This window comes from Bacteroides sp. D22 (assembly GCF_000163675.1).
In the GTDB taxonomy this organism is placed as follows: domain Bacteria; phylum Bacteroidota; class Bacteroidia; order Bacteroidales; family Bacteroidaceae; genus Bacteroides; species Bacteroides xylanisolvens.
In genome coordinates this window covers 37451-53557 of the sequence record NZ_GG774827.1, presented here as the reverse complement: position 1 = coordinate 53557, position 16107 = coordinate 37451, and the positions used below count along the sequence as shown (strand labels likewise).

Sequence of the window (16107 nt, the reverse complement as noted above, 5' to 3'; positions counted from 1 at the left end):
ACTACTTAAAGAAGAGTGGAGAATAAGAAAGAATAACAAAATACCTCATTTGCTTTTTCTTTCTAATTTATTAGTAAGTAAAGGTGTGTGGACGTTGCTTGATGCTTGTTGTATTTTGAAGGAAAAAGGATATACTTTCGTTTGCCATTTTGTAGGTGGAGAAACTGTAGAAATAGATGCTGTACAATTTGCTGATGAGGTAGAAAAAAGAGGATTAAATAATATAGTTATTTATGCCGGTCGAAAAATAGGAGAAGAAAAAGAAGATTTCTTTTGTCAGGCAGATATTTTCGTTTTCCCCACCTATTATTATAATGAGTGTTTTCCCTTGGTTATTTTAGAGGCAATGGCACATAAGCTACCTATTATCTCAACAGATGAAGGAGGAATACTAGATATGGTGAGAGATGGGGTAGAGGGTCTGATTTGTGAAAAGAAAAATCCAGTTTCATTAGCTGATTGCATAGCTAAATTATTAGATGATGTGGACTTAAGAGCTACATTGGGGGATGCGGGTTATAAAAAATTTTATAGTGAGTTTACACAACAGCGCTTTGAGCATCGAATAACCGAAATTTTGTCTCAGAATCTTTCTCTGATATAATCAATATTATAGAGATAAAACTACAACATACAATGTTATTGAATTTGAAAAACTTACCTTTGGTGGAAAACCGCCAAGGGTTAACTTTCTTGCCATCTGGTAAACTACTGATTAATACTATTAATGCTCATTCTTATAACACCGCACAGCAAGACTTGCTCTTTGCCGAAGCCTTGCGGCAAGGTGATGTATTAATTCCAGATGGTGCAAGTATTGTCAAAGCTTGTCGTTGGCTAAATGCGAAATCTAAGCCAAAAGAACGCATTGCTGGTTGGGATTTATTCATGTTTGAGATGGAAAAACTAAATCAAAGTGGTGGAAAGTGTTTTTTTATGGGCAGCAGTGAGAAGGTATTGTCAATGATAAAGCAACGGAGTAAAGAGGATTTTCCTAATATTGAAGTAGAGACTTATTCTCCTCCTTATAAATCAGAATTCAATGAAGAAGAAAATAATGCGATTATAACTGCTATCAATAAAGCTAACCCTGATTTGTTATGGATAGGTATGACTGCTCCAAAACAAGAAAAATGGATATATACTCATTGGAATGAATTACAGATTCATTGCCATTGTGGTACGATTGGTGCAGTTTTTGATTTTTATGCAGGAACGGTAAAACGTGCTCCTATGTGGTGGCAGCAGAACTCGCTAGAGTGGTGTTATCGGCTATTGAAAGAACCACGTAGAATGTGGAAAAGATATATTATTGGCAACTTGTTGTTTATATGGAATATGTGTAAAGAGTGTAGACATTCATTGTAATATTGATAAATCTAATGATTATGGTATCAGTATGTTAATGGAATTCCTTAGAAGTTTTTACTGAGCTAGTTGTGTTAATAATTAGATGTTTGTATATAAAATAAAATGTTGAGATGTAATAAACACGTGAGTGTTTCGTATGTGAGATGAAAAAAATGTAGGTCCCTAGCTTCATGCTGTAAAAAGCATGATTCTCCTACATTGTGGATTAGAAATAGCGCGACGGCGCATTTCTAATCTACGCCCTGACATCGGAGGTTAAAGCCGATGTGAATTTCCCACTATATCAACTGTCTGTGAAGATCGTTGATATTTCTTTTTATTCCCATTATACCGGATAATAGCCTCTTCTTTCTTTGTTTATATGTTCTAATTTTTGTAACTTTATAGCATATAAAACAGTAATAAAGAAACGATGGAACATTCAGAATTTGTAGTGAAATGTTATAATAAACAAGAGTTGGCGCAGATGTATTTTCCTGATTTGACGATTCGTGCTTCGGTCAATAAACTCCGAAGGTGGATGAGGAGATGCAAGCCATTGATGAATGAGATACTGTCTACCGACTTTCATCCGAAGACAAAGGCATTTTCTGTGAGAGAGGTACGGCTTATTACCTATTATTTAGGAAAGCCGGGAGAGCTATAAATGCTGTAATAATTGAATCTCTAAATGATATAAACATAAAAAAGAACTACGGGAGACTGCACTTTCGCCAGCTCCCGTAGTTCTTTTTATATATCCATATACTCCTTGCGACTGTCAAAACAGGGACAAGCCTTATGAATCGAAGCACTAAGTTGATAATGCCCCATGATTTGCGCTTCCGGATACTAATGTTTGAGAATCGTCAACAAGTCAAGCAACGCAAAACGCTGCGCTTGCGTTCTCGTGTCTGCCGGACGGCCTTCTTCATCCAGTCCACCTTCATAGCAGATTCCAATACTGTGCCGGTTGAATCCTCTCACATGCGCTCCCGGTTCCGATACCGGCCGGCAATGGTGAAGTTCCCCATTGCGGGTGATGTAAAAATGATAACCTATATCCTTGAAACCTCGTTGCAGATGACATTGTCGAAGCTGCTCTACGGTGAAGGGAACATTGCAGCGCGTTGCGCTGCAATGAATCACCAACAACTTAATCTCACGTGGGAGATAGCTTTCTTCTGAATTTTCCATATCGGTCAGCAGGAGATTAATGCCCTACACAGGACGTTACACCGATAGCCGAGATGATAGAAGTCGCGATAGTCACGATAAACTGGAGAATGTTTTTCCAAAGTTGCTTTTTCATACGAATTTAAATTAAAGAATAGATACTCATGCATTATAAACTATAAACTCAAGAACCAATCAACAACCGGTTGATTATGCCGCCGGGTCCGGAGCTTCTCCGCTGCCGGAGCCTCCTTGATTGTCGTCACCATCATCAGGCAGTGGATCTTTATCCGAATCTGCGGAAGAATCACTTTTATACAATGTATAATCCAGCGTCTTACACAGTTTGCGAAGATCACTTCCCGGATAAAAAAGCACTTTGCCCTTATCGATACACGATGCCTTGAATTCTTTTACCGTATCAGTAGGAGTACCCGTTTTGATACTCATGCGGAAATTTCCCAGGTCACCCATCTGCACGATGTTTCCTTCCTCCAGTACATTAACGATTTCGAGCAGGAACTCACCGATACAACCTTCCAATTCTCCTTTGGAGTAAGAAGAACGTTCGGTAATTCGTTTGCAGACTTCCTTGACCGTTACTTTGCGACCGCTACGCGCCACTGCATAGTACTTCGGAGTTTCATCAGGTTTCAACAGGTTCTTGCGAGCCATGAGAGTGTAATTCTGTGCCATAAACTTTTAATTTTTAATTTCTAGTTTTTAATTGTTTAATTGTCTTGTAATCGATTACATGACAAAAGTAATACATTGGAAAAGTGACATGACGCATAGTGACGTACACGGGCGCATAGATAAAAAGAAAAAACATTGGGAGATTTGTATCGAAACTTCCCAATGTTTGATTTCAATTATTGAGATGTTTTTTCAAATCTCCCGATGTTTTTCCGATTCTCCAAAAGGACAAAAGGACAAAAAGACACCTATGACTGTTATTTATTCATCTTAGTATAAGAACCATGAGATACCTTGCTGATTTTTATTCCGTTAAGTGATTTTAGAAGACGTGTAACCTTACGAAGGTTGAAATCGTATTTTGCGCCAATCTGAATTGCTTCATCTGTAGTGAAGCTGTCAGGCAACTCATTGACGAAATTACGAATAATGTCCGGATTCTTCAGAGGACGGACCGCAGGAGCCGGCATGGATGAGTGTAACAGACGGCTGTGCTCGTAACAACATAGAACGATTTGAAGAGATCGTTCGAAATCGGCATCTATACAATAAATTTCGGAGGAGAGATCGGTTGCCTCAAATTGCCGGATGCGGGTCTGAATCATGCTGATACGCATCACCAGAAAAGCATAGCGCTTCACTACGGCTTGGAGGTCATCATTGCCCTCCATCGCTACCTCGGACAGCATACGTGAGAAAATCTCATTCAGACGGTTCCATTGCGGACGGGTGAAATGAAATAAAACAGGATGTGCCAGGCAGAAATTATATAGTTCGTAGACACGATGGGCAATCGGCTTGAAAGAGTCTTCCAATGAAATACAATCATCACCCATTTCTTTCCAGTGGGGAGCTTCACGGAAAGTGTAAGCTAGAATACGGCTGGGAAGTCCGTTCCCGTAACTGTTTAATAAACAGTCTATCTGTCCGGGAGTGCCCGTTAGAAGCAAAGCTAATTTGGGATAACGGATATAGATTGGGATGATACCGTTGGCTTTATAGGAAGAATCAATGTTTTCGTGCTCAAAAGCTTTGCGGAGCATATCATCGAAGTTACCACAATCCAGGTGATTGGCTGTGGAGAGCGTTTGGGCTTCCGTATCGAAAATGATACTTCCCTGCGAACCGTTGTCCTGCATCTGAATTTGCATACGGGTGTAACTGGTAGTGGCGGGAATGAATAACATTTTAAAAGGAGGTCTTTGAGGCTCTTCGGAACACGTTTCTCCTTTTTTCCTTTTCCGCTGACATTCTGCTTGCCAGGTATTGTGCGCTGTATGGTAGTTTTTTAACATGGATTCACTGGTAGACAGTATTTCAGTCTGTATTTCTTCCAATAGATAGCGTCCGGTTTGGGCAATGCTTTTACCGCTGCCGGCAGAAGAAAATATGACACTGAACAAATGGGGGGAATATTTTTTGTGGTTATAAATTCCGAAAGTTTGTGGAAGTGCCGCACTTAGTGCGGTAAGATCGGAAAGGAGGGAGATGTCTTGTTCGCGGTCGCTTGCGTCTTCAATGATACAGTCATTCAGTAGATCGGGAAGATTATTGTACAAATCGCGCGGGAATAAAGGTGTTCCTTTCCTGAATTCTTCTCCCAGCCAATAGGCTTCTTCGGTGCTATCGGAGTTTTCTAAAGTACCATAGGGGATTTTTGTCCTTATGTCCTTTTGAAAGGAAGAAGAGGTGGCTGTAGAGGAAGCAGGTGCGTGCTCGTTAACTTGCTTGTATCCAGATGATAAAACACTTGTCAATTCTTCGGGACGAAAATCTGTATGCTCGAAAAATGCAGTAAGCTCACGTAATATGCTTTCTTGCGGATAGTGTCGGCGGCAGGCTTCGCAGGCCAGTTTGAAGACGTTGGAATGACGTTGTCCGGCGGTCAGGGGATGAAGGAAAATATAGGACGAAATAAATTGGGCGATTTCTGCTTCAGACACGTTTTCCGGGGTATTATCCTGGAGAGGAAAAGGAGGAAGTACTTTATTTTCAGAGGAAGCGTTTGTTTCCTCTTTTAGATGTGGTTCCAACACAAATGCCTGATAAAGACCGGCAACATATCCATTGGGCGAATAACTGAAATAACATAGGCGACTTTCGTCCTTGCAGGCCGGATCACTCTCCAATCCCAACAATTGATTGTAGTAACGGCTCACTAATTGCTGCCCTTCACGATGGCGGTTTTCGATACCTTCCACATAGGCGAAAACTTTCACTCCGTCGGTAGGACTTTCTATGGCCGCTACCGTGTGAGGATCTGCTGCACAACGTTGGATGACTTGAAGACGATCTTTTACATGATCGTAATCGAGCCCGACAATATGGCTGGGGAGGAGGAAGTTTTTGATGGCATGTGCTCCGTCAAAAGTACCTGCCGGAGTGAAACAGGGGAGCTGGCTCTTCAACTTCTGTGCCGCGGCATGGTCTCCTTCTGCATAGTATCGGCGGATAGCGTTTATAATAGAGGCATAGACCGGATGAATACACATAATGATGACTTCAAGGAAAGACATGACTTTGGGCTTTTTTGAATACACGTTCTCGTAAACCGAGACTTTGATTTCTTCTAAGGCTTTCATATAAAATTGTTTTTTGTAAGATTGAGTTACCTGACTATCAGATAACGGGAACAAAGGTCGGGATATTAAAAATAGGGTTGCTTCCCTATGTGAATAGTACTTGATAAAGCAAATAAAAACTGAAATATTATAAATTATTAATCATAGAATGACATGGCAAAAGAAAAACAGGAACCATACGAGTTTTTGAGCAATTTGGTATTGGCTTTAATGGATATGGATCGTATTTTCAGTAACAGTTTTTTTACGAGCGAACTTGATATCTCTCCCAAAACACTGAGTGAGATAAGACGGGGAGAGGATATGTGTATTTATCAGTATGTGCGCGTGATCCGGTGTATGACGGAGTATCTTCATTTAATCATCCGGATGGATATGTTGCTGAAGGAGTTAAGAACCGTATTAGCTTCCAATTGCGATTTGGTGGTTGCTACGGTTCCGCATCGTTTTCATGGAACTTGCCAACCGAAAGAGTGGGTGGTAGTGATGCAATGGGATGGAGTGAAATTGTGATTTCTACAGAAAATAGGGCATTTTTTCAATCTTTTTGCCCGAATCCTTTCTTTATTTAATTTTTTTTATATCTTTGCTTTCATATTGAGAAACACGGATAAAAACTCACTTATTTATTCATATAAACTTAATAAATTATGTTCAAAGCTCCTTTCTCATTTGACGGTCGTATTCGTAGAATCGAATACTTCTTGTCAGGCATTATTGGTGGTATAGTTTCTAGTATTGCATGGGCACTAGGCGTAGGTACATTTGTTTTGGGTGCTGCCAGCGGATCGGCCGGGGGATCAGTATTTGGTTTATTGATCGGTCTTGCTGCTATGATTGCATCTGTTTGGTTCTCTCTGGCACAGGGGGTGAAACGTCTGCACGACTTAAACAAATCCGGTTGGCTGATTTTGTTGTGCTGTGTACCTATTGTTGGTTGGATTTTTGCATTGTACATGCTGTTTGCAGATGGCACGGTAGGTCCTAATCCTTATGGTGCAGATCCGAAAAACCGTATGCCATATCAGGCGCAGCCTGCTTCTGTAAACGTGACTGTAAACGTTTCAAGAGAAGATGTAAAAGTTGACAAGCCGGTAGAAGCTGCTCCTGCACCTGCGGAAGCTCCTGTAGAGGAAGATAAAGAAAAGGCTGAATAATCATATTAAAGAAGAAATAATAGAGCCTCCTGCGAAATTCGTTTTGCAGGAGGTTTTTTTGTTATTAACCTGTTTGTTATTCAATATTTTGTCTAAATTTGTAAGTGTAACATAATAAATAATGATTTGTAAGATGAAAGAGTATATTCCCAATCCGGTGGATACAGGACACATCCAACTCCCGAAGGAATTGGAATACCTGGTAGAAGAAATGGCTAAGAATGTTCATGAGGTCTGGTCGAAAACCAGAATAGAACAAGGTTGGACGTATGGCGAAAAGCGGGATGATGTATTGAAACAGCATCCGTGCCTGGTTCCGTATGAAGAATTGCCTGAAGAAGAAAAGGTATATGACAGAAATTCTTCAGTGGAAACCTTGAAACTGATAATGAAACTGGGGTTTAAGATTTCGAAGGATGAAAAATAGATGATGAATGATGGCAATAATCTTATTCAGAATTTATTTTTATCTTTGAAATCCATTATAAACAGAAAAAGAAATAGATATGAAAAAAGTAATTTGCAGTGAGAAAGCTCCGGGGGCTATCGGCCCTTATAGTCAGGCGATAGAAGCTAATGGTATGGTATTTGTGTCCGGTCAGTTGCCTATTGATGCCGCTACGGGACAGATGGCTGAAGGGATAGAAGGACAGGCTCGCCAGTCGTTGGAGAATATCAAACACATTCTTGAAGAAGCAGGATTGACAATGGGAAACATTGTCAAAACTACTGTATTTCTTCAGGATATGTCCCTGTTTGCAGGGATGAATGGCGTGTATGCCACGTATTTTGACGGAGCTTTTCCGGCACGTTCGGCGGTTGCCGTAAAAGCTCTGCCCAAGGATGCGTTAGTAGAGATTGAGTGTATCGCGGTTCGCTAACAAATCTGCGACAATGAAACTGCTGCCTCCTACAAAGATCAGATCTTTTGGGGGGCAGTTTTTTTTTGCCGCCTGTACAGCTTCTACAACAGTGGGGTAGGTGGTACCTTTCAATCCGGCTTCTTCTGCCAATGCTAGTAGTTCATTTTCCGGAAGCGCGCGTTTCACGCTTGCTTTGGTAAAATAATAGGTGGCATATTTCGGCAATGCTCGCAGAACTCCCCGGATGTCTTTGTCATTGACCATGCCGAATACAAAATGGATCTCCTGATCGAAAGTTTTGTGAATGGCATTGAGCTGTACATGGATATATTCGATTCCATCAACATTATGTCCCGTGTCACAGATAATATCCGGATAGCTGTGTACTTTCTGCCAACGCCCCATCAGACCGGTGAGCTGACATACGTTTGCAAGACCTGCGCGATAGTCCTGGGATCTGATGTTGTAGTTCAGACGGGTCAGTGTCGCAAGGGCTTTTAAGATGGTGAACATATTTTCGAATTGGTAAGCTCCGCTCAACTCTGTGAAAAGTCCGAAAGGAAACATCTCATTGTGGATTTTGATAGCATCTTTTCTTTTGTCGAGTATCCGGTCTAGCGCACGTAGACTGTCTGGCAGGTCTAACATGAGTAATGCTTGCCGCATCTGATTTGCCTCTTCTTCTGATTGTTCGTCCATTGCTTCGATCATTTCGTGCATGCTCTGAATTGTGTTGTCCATCATCGGTCTTATTTCTTGCAATTTCGAATAAGGAACTATTTCCATGTCCCAGTATCGGGTATTTTCACGGGCATATTCGATGGGCGCATTCTTTTCTTTAGCTTTCATGGTAAATACACGTTTCACCGCCCCTTGGGCTCTGCCGATAACGACTGGAACTCCTTCTTTGATAATTCCGGCTTTCTCTTTGGCAATCTTCGTCAGCGTGTCACCCAGATATTGGGTGTGGTCGAGGCCTATGTTGGTGATAACACACAAATCCGGATGGATGATATTCGTACAGTCCAATCTTCCGCCCATGCCTACTTCGATAACTGCTACATCTACTTTCTGGTCGGCAAAATAACGGAATGCCATAGCGGTGGTCAGTTCGAAGAATGAAGGATGCAGCGGCTCGAAGAAAGAGCGATGCTCTTCTACGAAATTGACTACATACTCTTCTGGTATCATCTCACCGTTGATACGGATACGTTCGCGGAAGTCGATTAAATGAGGGGAGGTGAATAGTCCTACCCGGTAACCGGCGCATTGCAATACGGCTGCGATGGTATGTGAACAGGATCCTTTTCCATTGGTTCCGGCGATATGTATCGTCTTGAATTGTTGATGAGGATGCCCAAAATGTTCGTCCAATTTGTGTGTGGTCTCTAAACCCGGCTTATATGCTTTGCTTCCTATTTGTTGAAACATTGGCGCACTCTCATATAAGTACTTTAAAGTGTTCTGATAGTCCATGTTTTATAATATTTAACTTCGGGCAATCTTTATTGCCCGCTAATTTGTTTATCTTTAGAACCGTCAATCTAACCGTAAATGCGGGGATTGGCGAATGAGATTGCAAATATCAACATTTAAATCTAAGAAATCATGGGAACTAAGAAAAATTTTGTGTTAGACACAAATGTTATTCTTCACGACTACAATTGCTTGAAGAATTTTCAGGAAAATGATATTTACCTCCCTCTTGTTGTACTTGAAGAACTGGATAAGTTCAAAAAAGGAAACGAGCAGATTAACTTCAATGCTCGTGAGTTTGTGCGCGAATTGGATGTATTGACTAGCGACGAGCTTTTCTCCGAAGGAGTGAAGCTTGGCGAAGGATTGGGACGTCTGTTTGTGGTGACGAGCAATGTGCCGGCTACCAAAGTTTGGGAATCGTTTCCAATAAAGAAACCCGACCATCTGATTTTGGCAGCAACCGAATATCTGACCGACAAGTATCCGAAAATGAAATCTATCTTAGTGACCAAAGATGTGAATCTGCGCATGAAAGCTCGTTCTATCGGATTGCTTTGCGAAGATTATATTACGGATAAGGTGGTCAATGTAGATGTGTTCGAGAAGTCGAATGAGATTTTCGAAAATGTAGATCCTGCATTGATCGACCGCATTTATTCTTCCAAAGAAGGTATTGACTTGAGTGAATTCGACTTTAAAGATTTGATTCATCCCAATGAATGTTTTGTGTTGAAGAGTGACCGGAACAGTGTACTGGCACGCTACAATCCTTTCACACATTCTATTATCCGCGTGATGAAGGGTAAGAATTATGGAATCGAACCCCGGAATGCGGAACAGAGTTTTGCTTTTGAGATCCTGAATGATCCGAATATCAAACTGGTAGCTCTGACAGGAAAAGCAGGAACAGGTAAGACTTTGCTGGCTTTGGCTGCTGCGTTGGGTAAACTGACCGATTACAAACAGATTTTGCTGGCACGTCCTGTTGTAGCGCTTTCTAATAAAGACATAGGTTTCCTTCCGGGAGATGCACAAGAGAAAGTAGCTCCTTATATGCAACCATTATTTGACAATCTGAACGTGATAAAACGTCAGTTTGCAGCAAACTCTACCGAAGTGAAGCGCATAGAAGATATGCAGAAAAGCGAACAGCTGGTGATTGAAGCTTTGGCCTTTATCCGTGGTCGTAGTTTGAGCGAAATGTATTGCATCATTGACGAAGCGCAGAATCTGACCCCAAATGAAATAAAGACAATCATCACCCGTGCAGGCGAAGGTACGAAGATGGTATTTACGGGAGATATCCAGCAGATTGACCAACCTTATCTGGATAGTCAGTCCAATGGCTTGGTATATATGATTGATCGTATGAAAGACCAGAATATCTTTGCACACGTTAATCTGCTGAAAGGTGAACGAAGTGAATTGAGTGAACTGGCAAGCAACCTGCTGTAGGAAATGAAAAATGAAGAATGAAGAATGAAGAATAAAGAATAAGCTGCGCTATTATGCTGCATAGTAAATTCTTCATTCTTCATTTTTCATTCTTCATTTGTTTTATTCTTTCTTTCCGAAATATTTAAGGAATTGTGTACGTTCAAATGTATTGACGCCTTTAATATCTTTGATATTCAGTTTGCCTTTGAATTGAGCTATATTTTCGAATCCTTTGCGTTCCATCCATGCAGAGAGGAAGCGGTTGGCTTCTCCAATAAATGCGTTTGTATTCAGATAGACTGCGCTACATACTTCTACGGCTGAAGCACCGGCAAGGATCGCTTTCACTACTGATTCAGCGTTGGCAACACCACCGGAAGCCGCATAGTCGATCTTATCTACTACTGCAGATGCAATTCCAATCCAGCGGAGCGGATTGGCGAGGTCGGAAGCATTGCTGAATATTTCTCCTGAAATATGCTCCATCTTTTCGATGTTGATGTCCGGCTGATAGAAGCGGTTGAAGAGAACAACTGCGGCTGCACCGTTGGCATACAACTGATCGATTAATACCACAGGATTGGTCAGGTTATCACCCAGCTTCATGATAACGGGAATGTTAACCGTCTGCTTGATGCGGCGGAGAATGTCGATGTGGCGTTGTTCGAATGAACCGTATGTATATTGCAGTTCTGATTGCAAGGCGAGGATATTGATTTCCAATGCGTCGGCACCAGCCTCTTCAATTTTCTTTGCAAAGTCGATCCATTCGGAATCAGTGTAGCAGTTGATGCTGGCAATGATAGGAATGGGGCATACCTTTTTGCTTTCTTTTATTAAAGTCAGGTATTCAGATAACTTGTGCTCACGGATATATTCTTCCAGATAGTCACTGGCTTCGGGATAGAAAGCCGGGTCTTTCAGTTGATCTGCTTCCAGCATGATCTGTTCCTCAAACAGTGATTTCAGAACGATAGCACCGGCACCATCTTCGGCCAATTTTTTGTTTTTGCCGACACTGTTGGTCAGCCCTGAGCTACTGATGATGATAGGGTTTCTAAGAGAAAGCCCTGCGAAAGTAGTTTTTAAATCGGTCATAGCAATATGTTTTTTAATACTTAATCAATAATTTCTTTCTCCGAAAATCTTGCTTCCTACTCGTACCAGCGTACTTCCTGCGGCAATGGCTTCGTGATAGTCATGTGACATTCCCATTGATAGTTCGCAGAAGGTATCAGAGTGGGTGAACCAAGTTGTTTTTATCTCGTTAAAGAGTCTATTTAGTGAACAAAATTCCCGGTTGATTTGTTCAATACAATCGGTGTTGCTGGCCATACCCATTAATCCGCAGATGCGCACATGAGTCAGCTCTTTCCATTCTCCGACATTCAGCATCTCTTTACATTCTTCGGGACTGAAACCAAATTTGGTTTCTTCCTGCGCAACGTGAATCTGCAACAGGCAGTTCACAGTACGTCCGGCCTTGACAGCTTGTTTGTTGACTTCGGCCAGTAGTTTATAACTATCAATTCCATGAATCATCGCTACGTATGGTATCATGTATTTGATTTTATTCGTTTGCAGGTGTCCGATAAAATGCCATTCGATATCTTTCGGCAAACTTTCGTATTTAGCTGTCATTTCCTGCACTTTGCTTTCTCCAAAAATACGCTGTCCCGCCTGATATGCTTCTTCTATCGCTTCATTGGGATGGAATTTTGAGACAGCAACCAGCCGGACTCCTTGAGGGAGTTCGGCCAGCACTTGCTTTAAATTGTCAGCAATACTCATTGTTACTTATGCTTTTGACGGATCAAATTCCGGTTTGTCATTCGGTTCGGCGCTGTAAGGATATACATCCATGAGCGGAGTTTCGGATACCATACCGATCTGATAATCTGCCATGGTTCCTTTCATGCCCTCATCCAGCTTTTTCACTGCATCACGCAAGTCGGCAGCTTGTACCAATACTTGAGTGGAAGTCTTTTTTTCCGCACCGCTTTTTTCATCGAGCGTGATAAAAATAAGTTTGCATTTGAACCAGCGGTCGGCACTTTCTTCGTCACTGGGGAATAATTCGCTATAGTTAGCACGTTTGATGTCTGAAACGGTAAATTCTCCGGAGATAAACGGAGTCATTTCTTCGATAATCCGTGCTTCTGCTTCTGTAAAACTGAGTGCATCAACAAGATAAGGTTCAGTTACTTTCTTCTGCATTCCGTTTTCCATTACTTTCTCATAACGGATCTTGCACTCAAACCATGTATGCATTGCCATAATTTTCTTCCTTTTTAATTAATTGATTCATGTAAATTGCCTACAAAGATAAACAAAATACCAAAGTAAGTGCCGAAAGATTTTTATTTTCTTTTATGCAGATTTTTTAGTTCAAATGAAAGCATGACACGGAAAAGTCCGATGATGAGGAAAGTAAAAGAAATCATGTAGACTGCGTAGAGTGCTCCTATGGCGGGTTGCCATAATATTAAAAGGGAACACAGAATGGCAAGGATACCGAAAGCCATGTACCAGCCCCAGTCGCGGGTTCCGTAACGTTTCAAGTCGATGGAATAGCCGGTGGAGGAGAAGCCGCGGAACATAAGCCAGAAAGCTATGATAAAAGGAATGACTTCCATGCTGACCATTGGGTAGGCAATCAGGTAGACACCCAGAACAAGGTCGATCAGTCCGCCTACGATATACCATCCCCAGCTCGGGACACCTTTCCGGTTGCTAAAAGCGAAGATAATTTCTAAAATACCGCTTATCAACATCGATACGCTGAAAATGATACTTAAAGCTACATAGGTGCTCACGGGTGAGAACATGAGCCAAAGGGCTACAATGATATACACGATTCCCAAAAGAAGAGAAGTCCACCAATTTTTTACTGAATGTTGAATCTCATTGAATACAGTTTCCATACATTTTATATTTTAAATTGAATACTAGGGTGATTTCGTTGTGGAATAACAAATTCAATTTAGAAAAGGTTTTCCGTGAACATATTTGGGGGAATCGTTGTTTCCTATATAAAGTAAATTTTAAATATAGATGCATTATGGCAACAACAAATTTCAAAGGACAACCGGTGAAACTAATCGGTGAATTTATACAAGTAGGTAAGGTAGCTCCTGACTTCGAGCTGGTAAAAACAGATTTATCTTCTTTCTCTCTGAAAGATTTGAATGGTAAAAATGTGATTTTAAATATTTTCCCCAGTCTGGATACCAGCGTATGTGCAACCTCTGTACGTAAGTTTAATAAGATGGCTGCCGGACTGAAAGATACAGTAGTATTAGCTATCTCTAAGGACCTTCCTTTTGCGCACGGTCGTTTCTGTACAACAGAAGGTATTGAAAATGTAATTCCATTGTCTGATTTCCGCTTCTCTGATTTCGACGAAAGTTACGGAGTGCGTATGGCAGATGGTCCGTTGGCAGGACTTTTGGCCCGTGCGGTAGTTGTGATTGGCAAGGATGGCAAGATTGCTTATACGGAACTTGTTCCTGAAATTACCCAGGAGCCTGATTATGATAAAGCCTTAGCTGCTGTAAAGTAATATAGAATATGGAGTATTAAGTATTAACTATTAGTTGCAGCTAATAAACGAATACGGCTAATACTTAATACTGTTACTTATCTTAAAGATTTTGACCTAATGGGAACTGGTAAAAAGGCTTGGTAAACTGCCAAGGCTCCGTTCTTGTTAGGTTGTGTTTTTTCTACACTAACCCTCAACTATCATGAACAAGATGAAAACTCTATTCATCACCCTGCTATGTATGGGTGCTGGAACCCTGTCGGCTCAAACTGCCGATAGTACACAAACTTCTCCCTGGACAAAAGAAGGATTTGCCGGACTGAAACTGACACAGGTGAGCCTGACTAACTGGGCTGCCGGAGGTGATAACTCTGTTGCCTTTGACTTGCAAGGCACTTATCAGATTAATTATAAGAAAGGAAAACATCTGTGGAATAATCGTATCGAACTGGCTTATGGATTGAATAAGACCGGTGACGACGGAACCAGGAAGGCTAATGATAAGATTTATTTGAATACGAATTATGGCTATGCTATTGCCAAAAGTTGGTATGCCAGCGCATTCGCCACTTTCCAGACGCAGTTTTCTCCCGGATATGACTATTCCGTCAATAAGGATGTTGCTATCTCCGAATTTATGGCTCCCGCTTATTTGACTACCGGTTTGGGCTTTACTTATGATCCGGGTAAGATATTTACCGTTGTATTGTCTCCTGCTGCATGGCGCGGAACATTTGTTCTCAATGACCGTCTCTCGGACGAAGGAGCCTATGGAGTGGATCCGGGCAAACACCTGTTATCCAGTTTCGGTGCTAACTTGAAAGGGGAAGCCAAATATGAATTTTTGAAGAATATGACAGTATATTCGCGTTTGGATTTATATTCCGATTATCTGCATAAACCATTGAACATAGATGTGAACTGGGAAGTGCAAATAAATATGATTATCAATAAATGGTTTTCAACCACGCTCACTACTAACCTGATGTATGACGATGATGTGAAGATTGTACAAAAGGATGGTACCAAAGGATCTCGTGTACAATTTAAAGAGATCTTGGGAGTGGGAGTCCAATTCAATTTCTAAGGATTGGTTTTTAAGTATTAGGTATTAAGTATTAGTCATGGTAATACTTAATACCTAATACTTAATACTTATTTTTTCTTCTTCAGTCCCTTATAAGCTAGGAATCCGATGACCAATACCACCACTGCTATAATGACATAGCCGATTTCGTGGCTGTATGTGGTTGCCATTACATAGACGTCATTAGTGGTTTTGAGGTCTGTAAACCGGTAGATCAGGTATCCGAGTAGAGCCAATATACTGTTCCATATCGCAGCGCCGAGAGTGGTGTAAAGTAGGAAAGGTCCTAATTTCATGCCGGCTAATCCTGCGGGAATACTGATAAGTTGGCGTACAGCCGGAATGAGACGGCCAAAGAAAGTGGAGGCTGCACCGTGCTTTCTGAAATATTCTTCTGCATGGTGTACTTTTTCTTCGTCAATAAGGCACATGTGCCCTAAACGGCTGTTGGCGAATTTATAGACAATAGGACGACCCAGCCAACGCGCCAGATAATAATTTACTAATGCACCGATATCTGCTCCTATGGTGGCAAATAGGACCACGAGAAAGATATTCATACTGTCGTCTGCCATAGCTTTCCATGCGGCAGGTGGCACTACGGCTTCCGAGGGGAAGGGAATAAAAGAACTTTCGATAGCCATAAAAATGGTGACTACCCAATAGTTCAAATTTTCTAATACCCATTTAAGAAGTTCTGCTACTGATTCCATGTTTTTTGAGGATAGAATTTATT

19 protein-coding genes and 1 pseudogene are annotated in these 16107 nt (G+C 41.3%); 10 read left to right on the top strand and 10 right to left on the bottom strand.

Annotation, left to right across the window (positions count from 1 at the left end):
• The 3 genes from HMPREF0106_RS02090 to HMPREF0106_RS02100 all read left to right on the top strand — a co-directional run.
• On the top strand, positions 1-604 hold a 604-nt coding region (locus tag HMPREF0106_RS02090; protein ID WP_009041091.1), incomplete at its 5' end, for a glycosyltransferase family 4 protein.
• Between the two features lie 32 nt (positions 605-636).
• Positions 637-1368 carry a WecB/TagA/CpsF family glycosyltransferase gene (locus HMPREF0106_RS02095; protein ID WP_009041090.1) on the top strand — a complete coding sequence of 244 codons (732 nt, stop codon included), beginning with the start codon at positions 637-639 and terminating at the stop codon, positions 1366-1368.
• A 415-nt stretch (positions 1369-1783) separates the two neighbouring features.
• Positions 1784-2017: a DUF4248 domain-containing protein gene (locus HMPREF0106_RS02100; protein WP_008025410.1), complete on the top strand. Its 234-nt coding sequence runs from the start codon at positions 1784-1786 to the stop codon at positions 2015-2017.
• Positions 2018-2103: 86 nt separating this feature from the next.
• On the opposite strand, the pseudogene HMPREF0106_RS02105 reads toward HMPREF0106_RS02100, so the two are convergent.
• The 4 genes and pseudogenes from HMPREF0106_RS02105 to HMPREF0106_RS02115 form a co-directional block, all read right to left on the bottom strand.
• Positions 2104-2547 (bottom strand): annotated as a pseudogene (locus tag HMPREF0106_RS02105) (N-acetylmuramoyl-L-alanine amidase).
• 16 nt (positions 2548-2563) lie between these two features.
• Positions 2564-2662: a smalltalk protein gene (locus HMPREF0106_RS27255; protein WP_004303901.1), complete on the bottom strand. Its 99-nt coding sequence runs from the start codon at positions 2660-2662 to the stop codon at positions 2564-2566.
• Between the two features lie 74 nt (positions 2663-2736).
• Positions 2737-3222, bottom strand: coding sequence for an HU family DNA-binding protein (locus HMPREF0106_RS02110; RefSeq protein WP_008025406.1), 486 nt, complete (start codon positions 3220-3222; stop codon positions 2737-2739).
• A gap of 257 nt (positions 3223-3479) precedes the next feature.
• Positions 3480-5804, bottom strand: coding sequence for a DUF3987 domain-containing protein (locus HMPREF0106_RS02115; protein WP_009041089.1), 2325 nt, complete (start codon positions 5802-5804; stop codon positions 3480-3482).
• 153 nt (positions 5805-5957) lie between these two features.
• On the opposite strand from HMPREF0106_RS02115, the gene HMPREF0106_RS02120 reads away from it, so the two are divergent.
• The 4 genes from HMPREF0106_RS02120 to HMPREF0106_RS02135 all read left to right on the top strand — a co-directional run bounded on the left by HMPREF0106_RS02120 (position 5958) and on the right by HMPREF0106_RS02135 (position 7842).
• The gene (locus tag HMPREF0106_RS02120) at positions 5958-6317 is read left to right on the top strand and encodes a hypothetical protein (protein WP_008025401.1); all 360 of its coding nucleotides are present in this window, start codon (positions 5958-5960) and stop codon (positions 6315-6317) included.
• Between the two features lie 137 nt (positions 6318-6454).
• Positions 6455-6961: a DUF805 domain-containing protein gene (locus tag HMPREF0106_RS02125; RefSeq protein ID WP_009041088.1), complete on the top strand. Its 507-nt coding sequence runs from the start codon at positions 6455-6457 to the stop codon at positions 6959-6961.
• A 133-nt stretch (positions 6962-7094) separates the two neighbouring features.
• Complete coding sequence (locus HMPREF0106_RS02130) at positions 7095-7388, top strand: RyR domain-containing protein (RefSeq protein ID WP_032851637.1); 294 nt, start codon at positions 7095-7097, stop codon at positions 7386-7388.
• Positions 7389-7467: 79 nt separating this feature from the next.
• Positions 7468-7842, top strand: coding sequence for a RidA family protein (locus HMPREF0106_RS02135; protein WP_004327226.1), 375 nt, complete (start codon positions 7468-7470; stop codon positions 7840-7842).
• On the opposite strand, the gene HMPREF0106_RS02140 is transcribed toward HMPREF0106_RS02135, so the two are convergent.
• Positions 7810-9300 (bottom strand): bifunctional folylpolyglutamate synthase/dihydrofolate synthase, encoded by a 1491-nt coding sequence (locus tag HMPREF0106_RS02140; protein WP_009041086.1) that lies wholly within the window; start codon positions 9298-9300, stop codon positions 7810-7812. The genes HMPREF0106_RS02135 and HMPREF0106_RS02140 overlap by 33 nt on opposite strands.
• 132 nt (positions 9301-9432) lie before the next feature.
• On the opposite strand from HMPREF0106_RS02140, the gene HMPREF0106_RS02145 reads away from it, so the two are divergent.
• Entirely contained in the window at positions 9433-10758 is a 1326-nt protein-coding gene (locus tag HMPREF0106_RS02145; RefSeq protein ID WP_009041085.1) for a PhoH family protein, read from the top strand.
• 102 nt (positions 10759-10860) lie between these two features.
• Here HMPREF0106_RS02145 and HMPREF0106_RS02150 read toward each other — a convergent pair whose 3' ends face one another.
• The 4 genes from HMPREF0106_RS02150 to HMPREF0106_RS02165 form a co-directional block, all read right to left on the bottom strand.
• Positions 10861-11838 (bottom strand): dihydroorotate dehydrogenase-like protein, encoded by a 978-nt coding sequence (locus HMPREF0106_RS02150; RefSeq protein WP_004317603.1) that lies wholly within the window; start codon positions 11836-11838, stop codon positions 10861-10863.
• A gap of 24 nt (positions 11839-11862) precedes the next feature.
• Complete coding sequence (locus HMPREF0106_RS02155; protein WP_004317605.1) at positions 11863-12531, bottom strand: YggS family pyridoxal phosphate-dependent enzyme; 669 nt, start codon at positions 12529-12531, stop codon at positions 11863-11865.
• 6 nt (positions 12532-12537) lie between these two features.
• Positions 12538-13017 carry a DUF4494 domain-containing protein gene (locus HMPREF0106_RS02160; protein ID WP_004296648.1) on the bottom strand — a complete coding sequence of 160 codons (480 nt, stop codon included), beginning with the start codon at positions 13015-13017 and terminating at the stop codon, positions 12538-12540.
• Between the two features lie 83 nt (positions 13018-13100).
• Positions 13101-13664: an HdeD family acid-resistance protein gene (locus tag HMPREF0106_RS02165; RefSeq protein ID WP_009041084.1), complete on the bottom strand. Its 564-nt coding sequence runs from the start codon at positions 13662-13664 to the stop codon at positions 13101-13103.
• Positions 13665-13801: 137 nt separating this feature from the next.
• Between HMPREF0106_RS02165 and tpx the strand changes: the two genes are divergently transcribed.
• Positions 13802-14302 (top strand): thiol peroxidase, encoded by a 501-nt coding sequence (gene tpx, locus HMPREF0106_RS02170; RefSeq protein ID WP_004296650.1) that lies wholly within the window; start codon positions 13802-13804, stop codon positions 14300-14302.
• 184 nt (positions 14303-14486) lie between these two features.
• Positions 14487-15371, top strand: coding sequence for a DUF3078 domain-containing protein (locus tag HMPREF0106_RS02175; RefSeq protein WP_004317613.1), 885 nt, complete (start codon positions 14487-14489; stop codon positions 15369-15371).
• Between the two features lie 68 nt (positions 15372-15439).
• On the opposite strand, the gene HMPREF0106_RS02180 is transcribed toward HMPREF0106_RS02175, so the two are convergent.
• Positions 15440-16084 (bottom strand): DedA family protein, encoded by a 645-nt coding sequence (locus tag HMPREF0106_RS02180; RefSeq protein ID WP_009041083.1) that lies wholly within the window; start codon positions 16082-16084, stop codon positions 15440-15442.
• Positions 16085-16107: the final 23 nt, after the last annotated feature.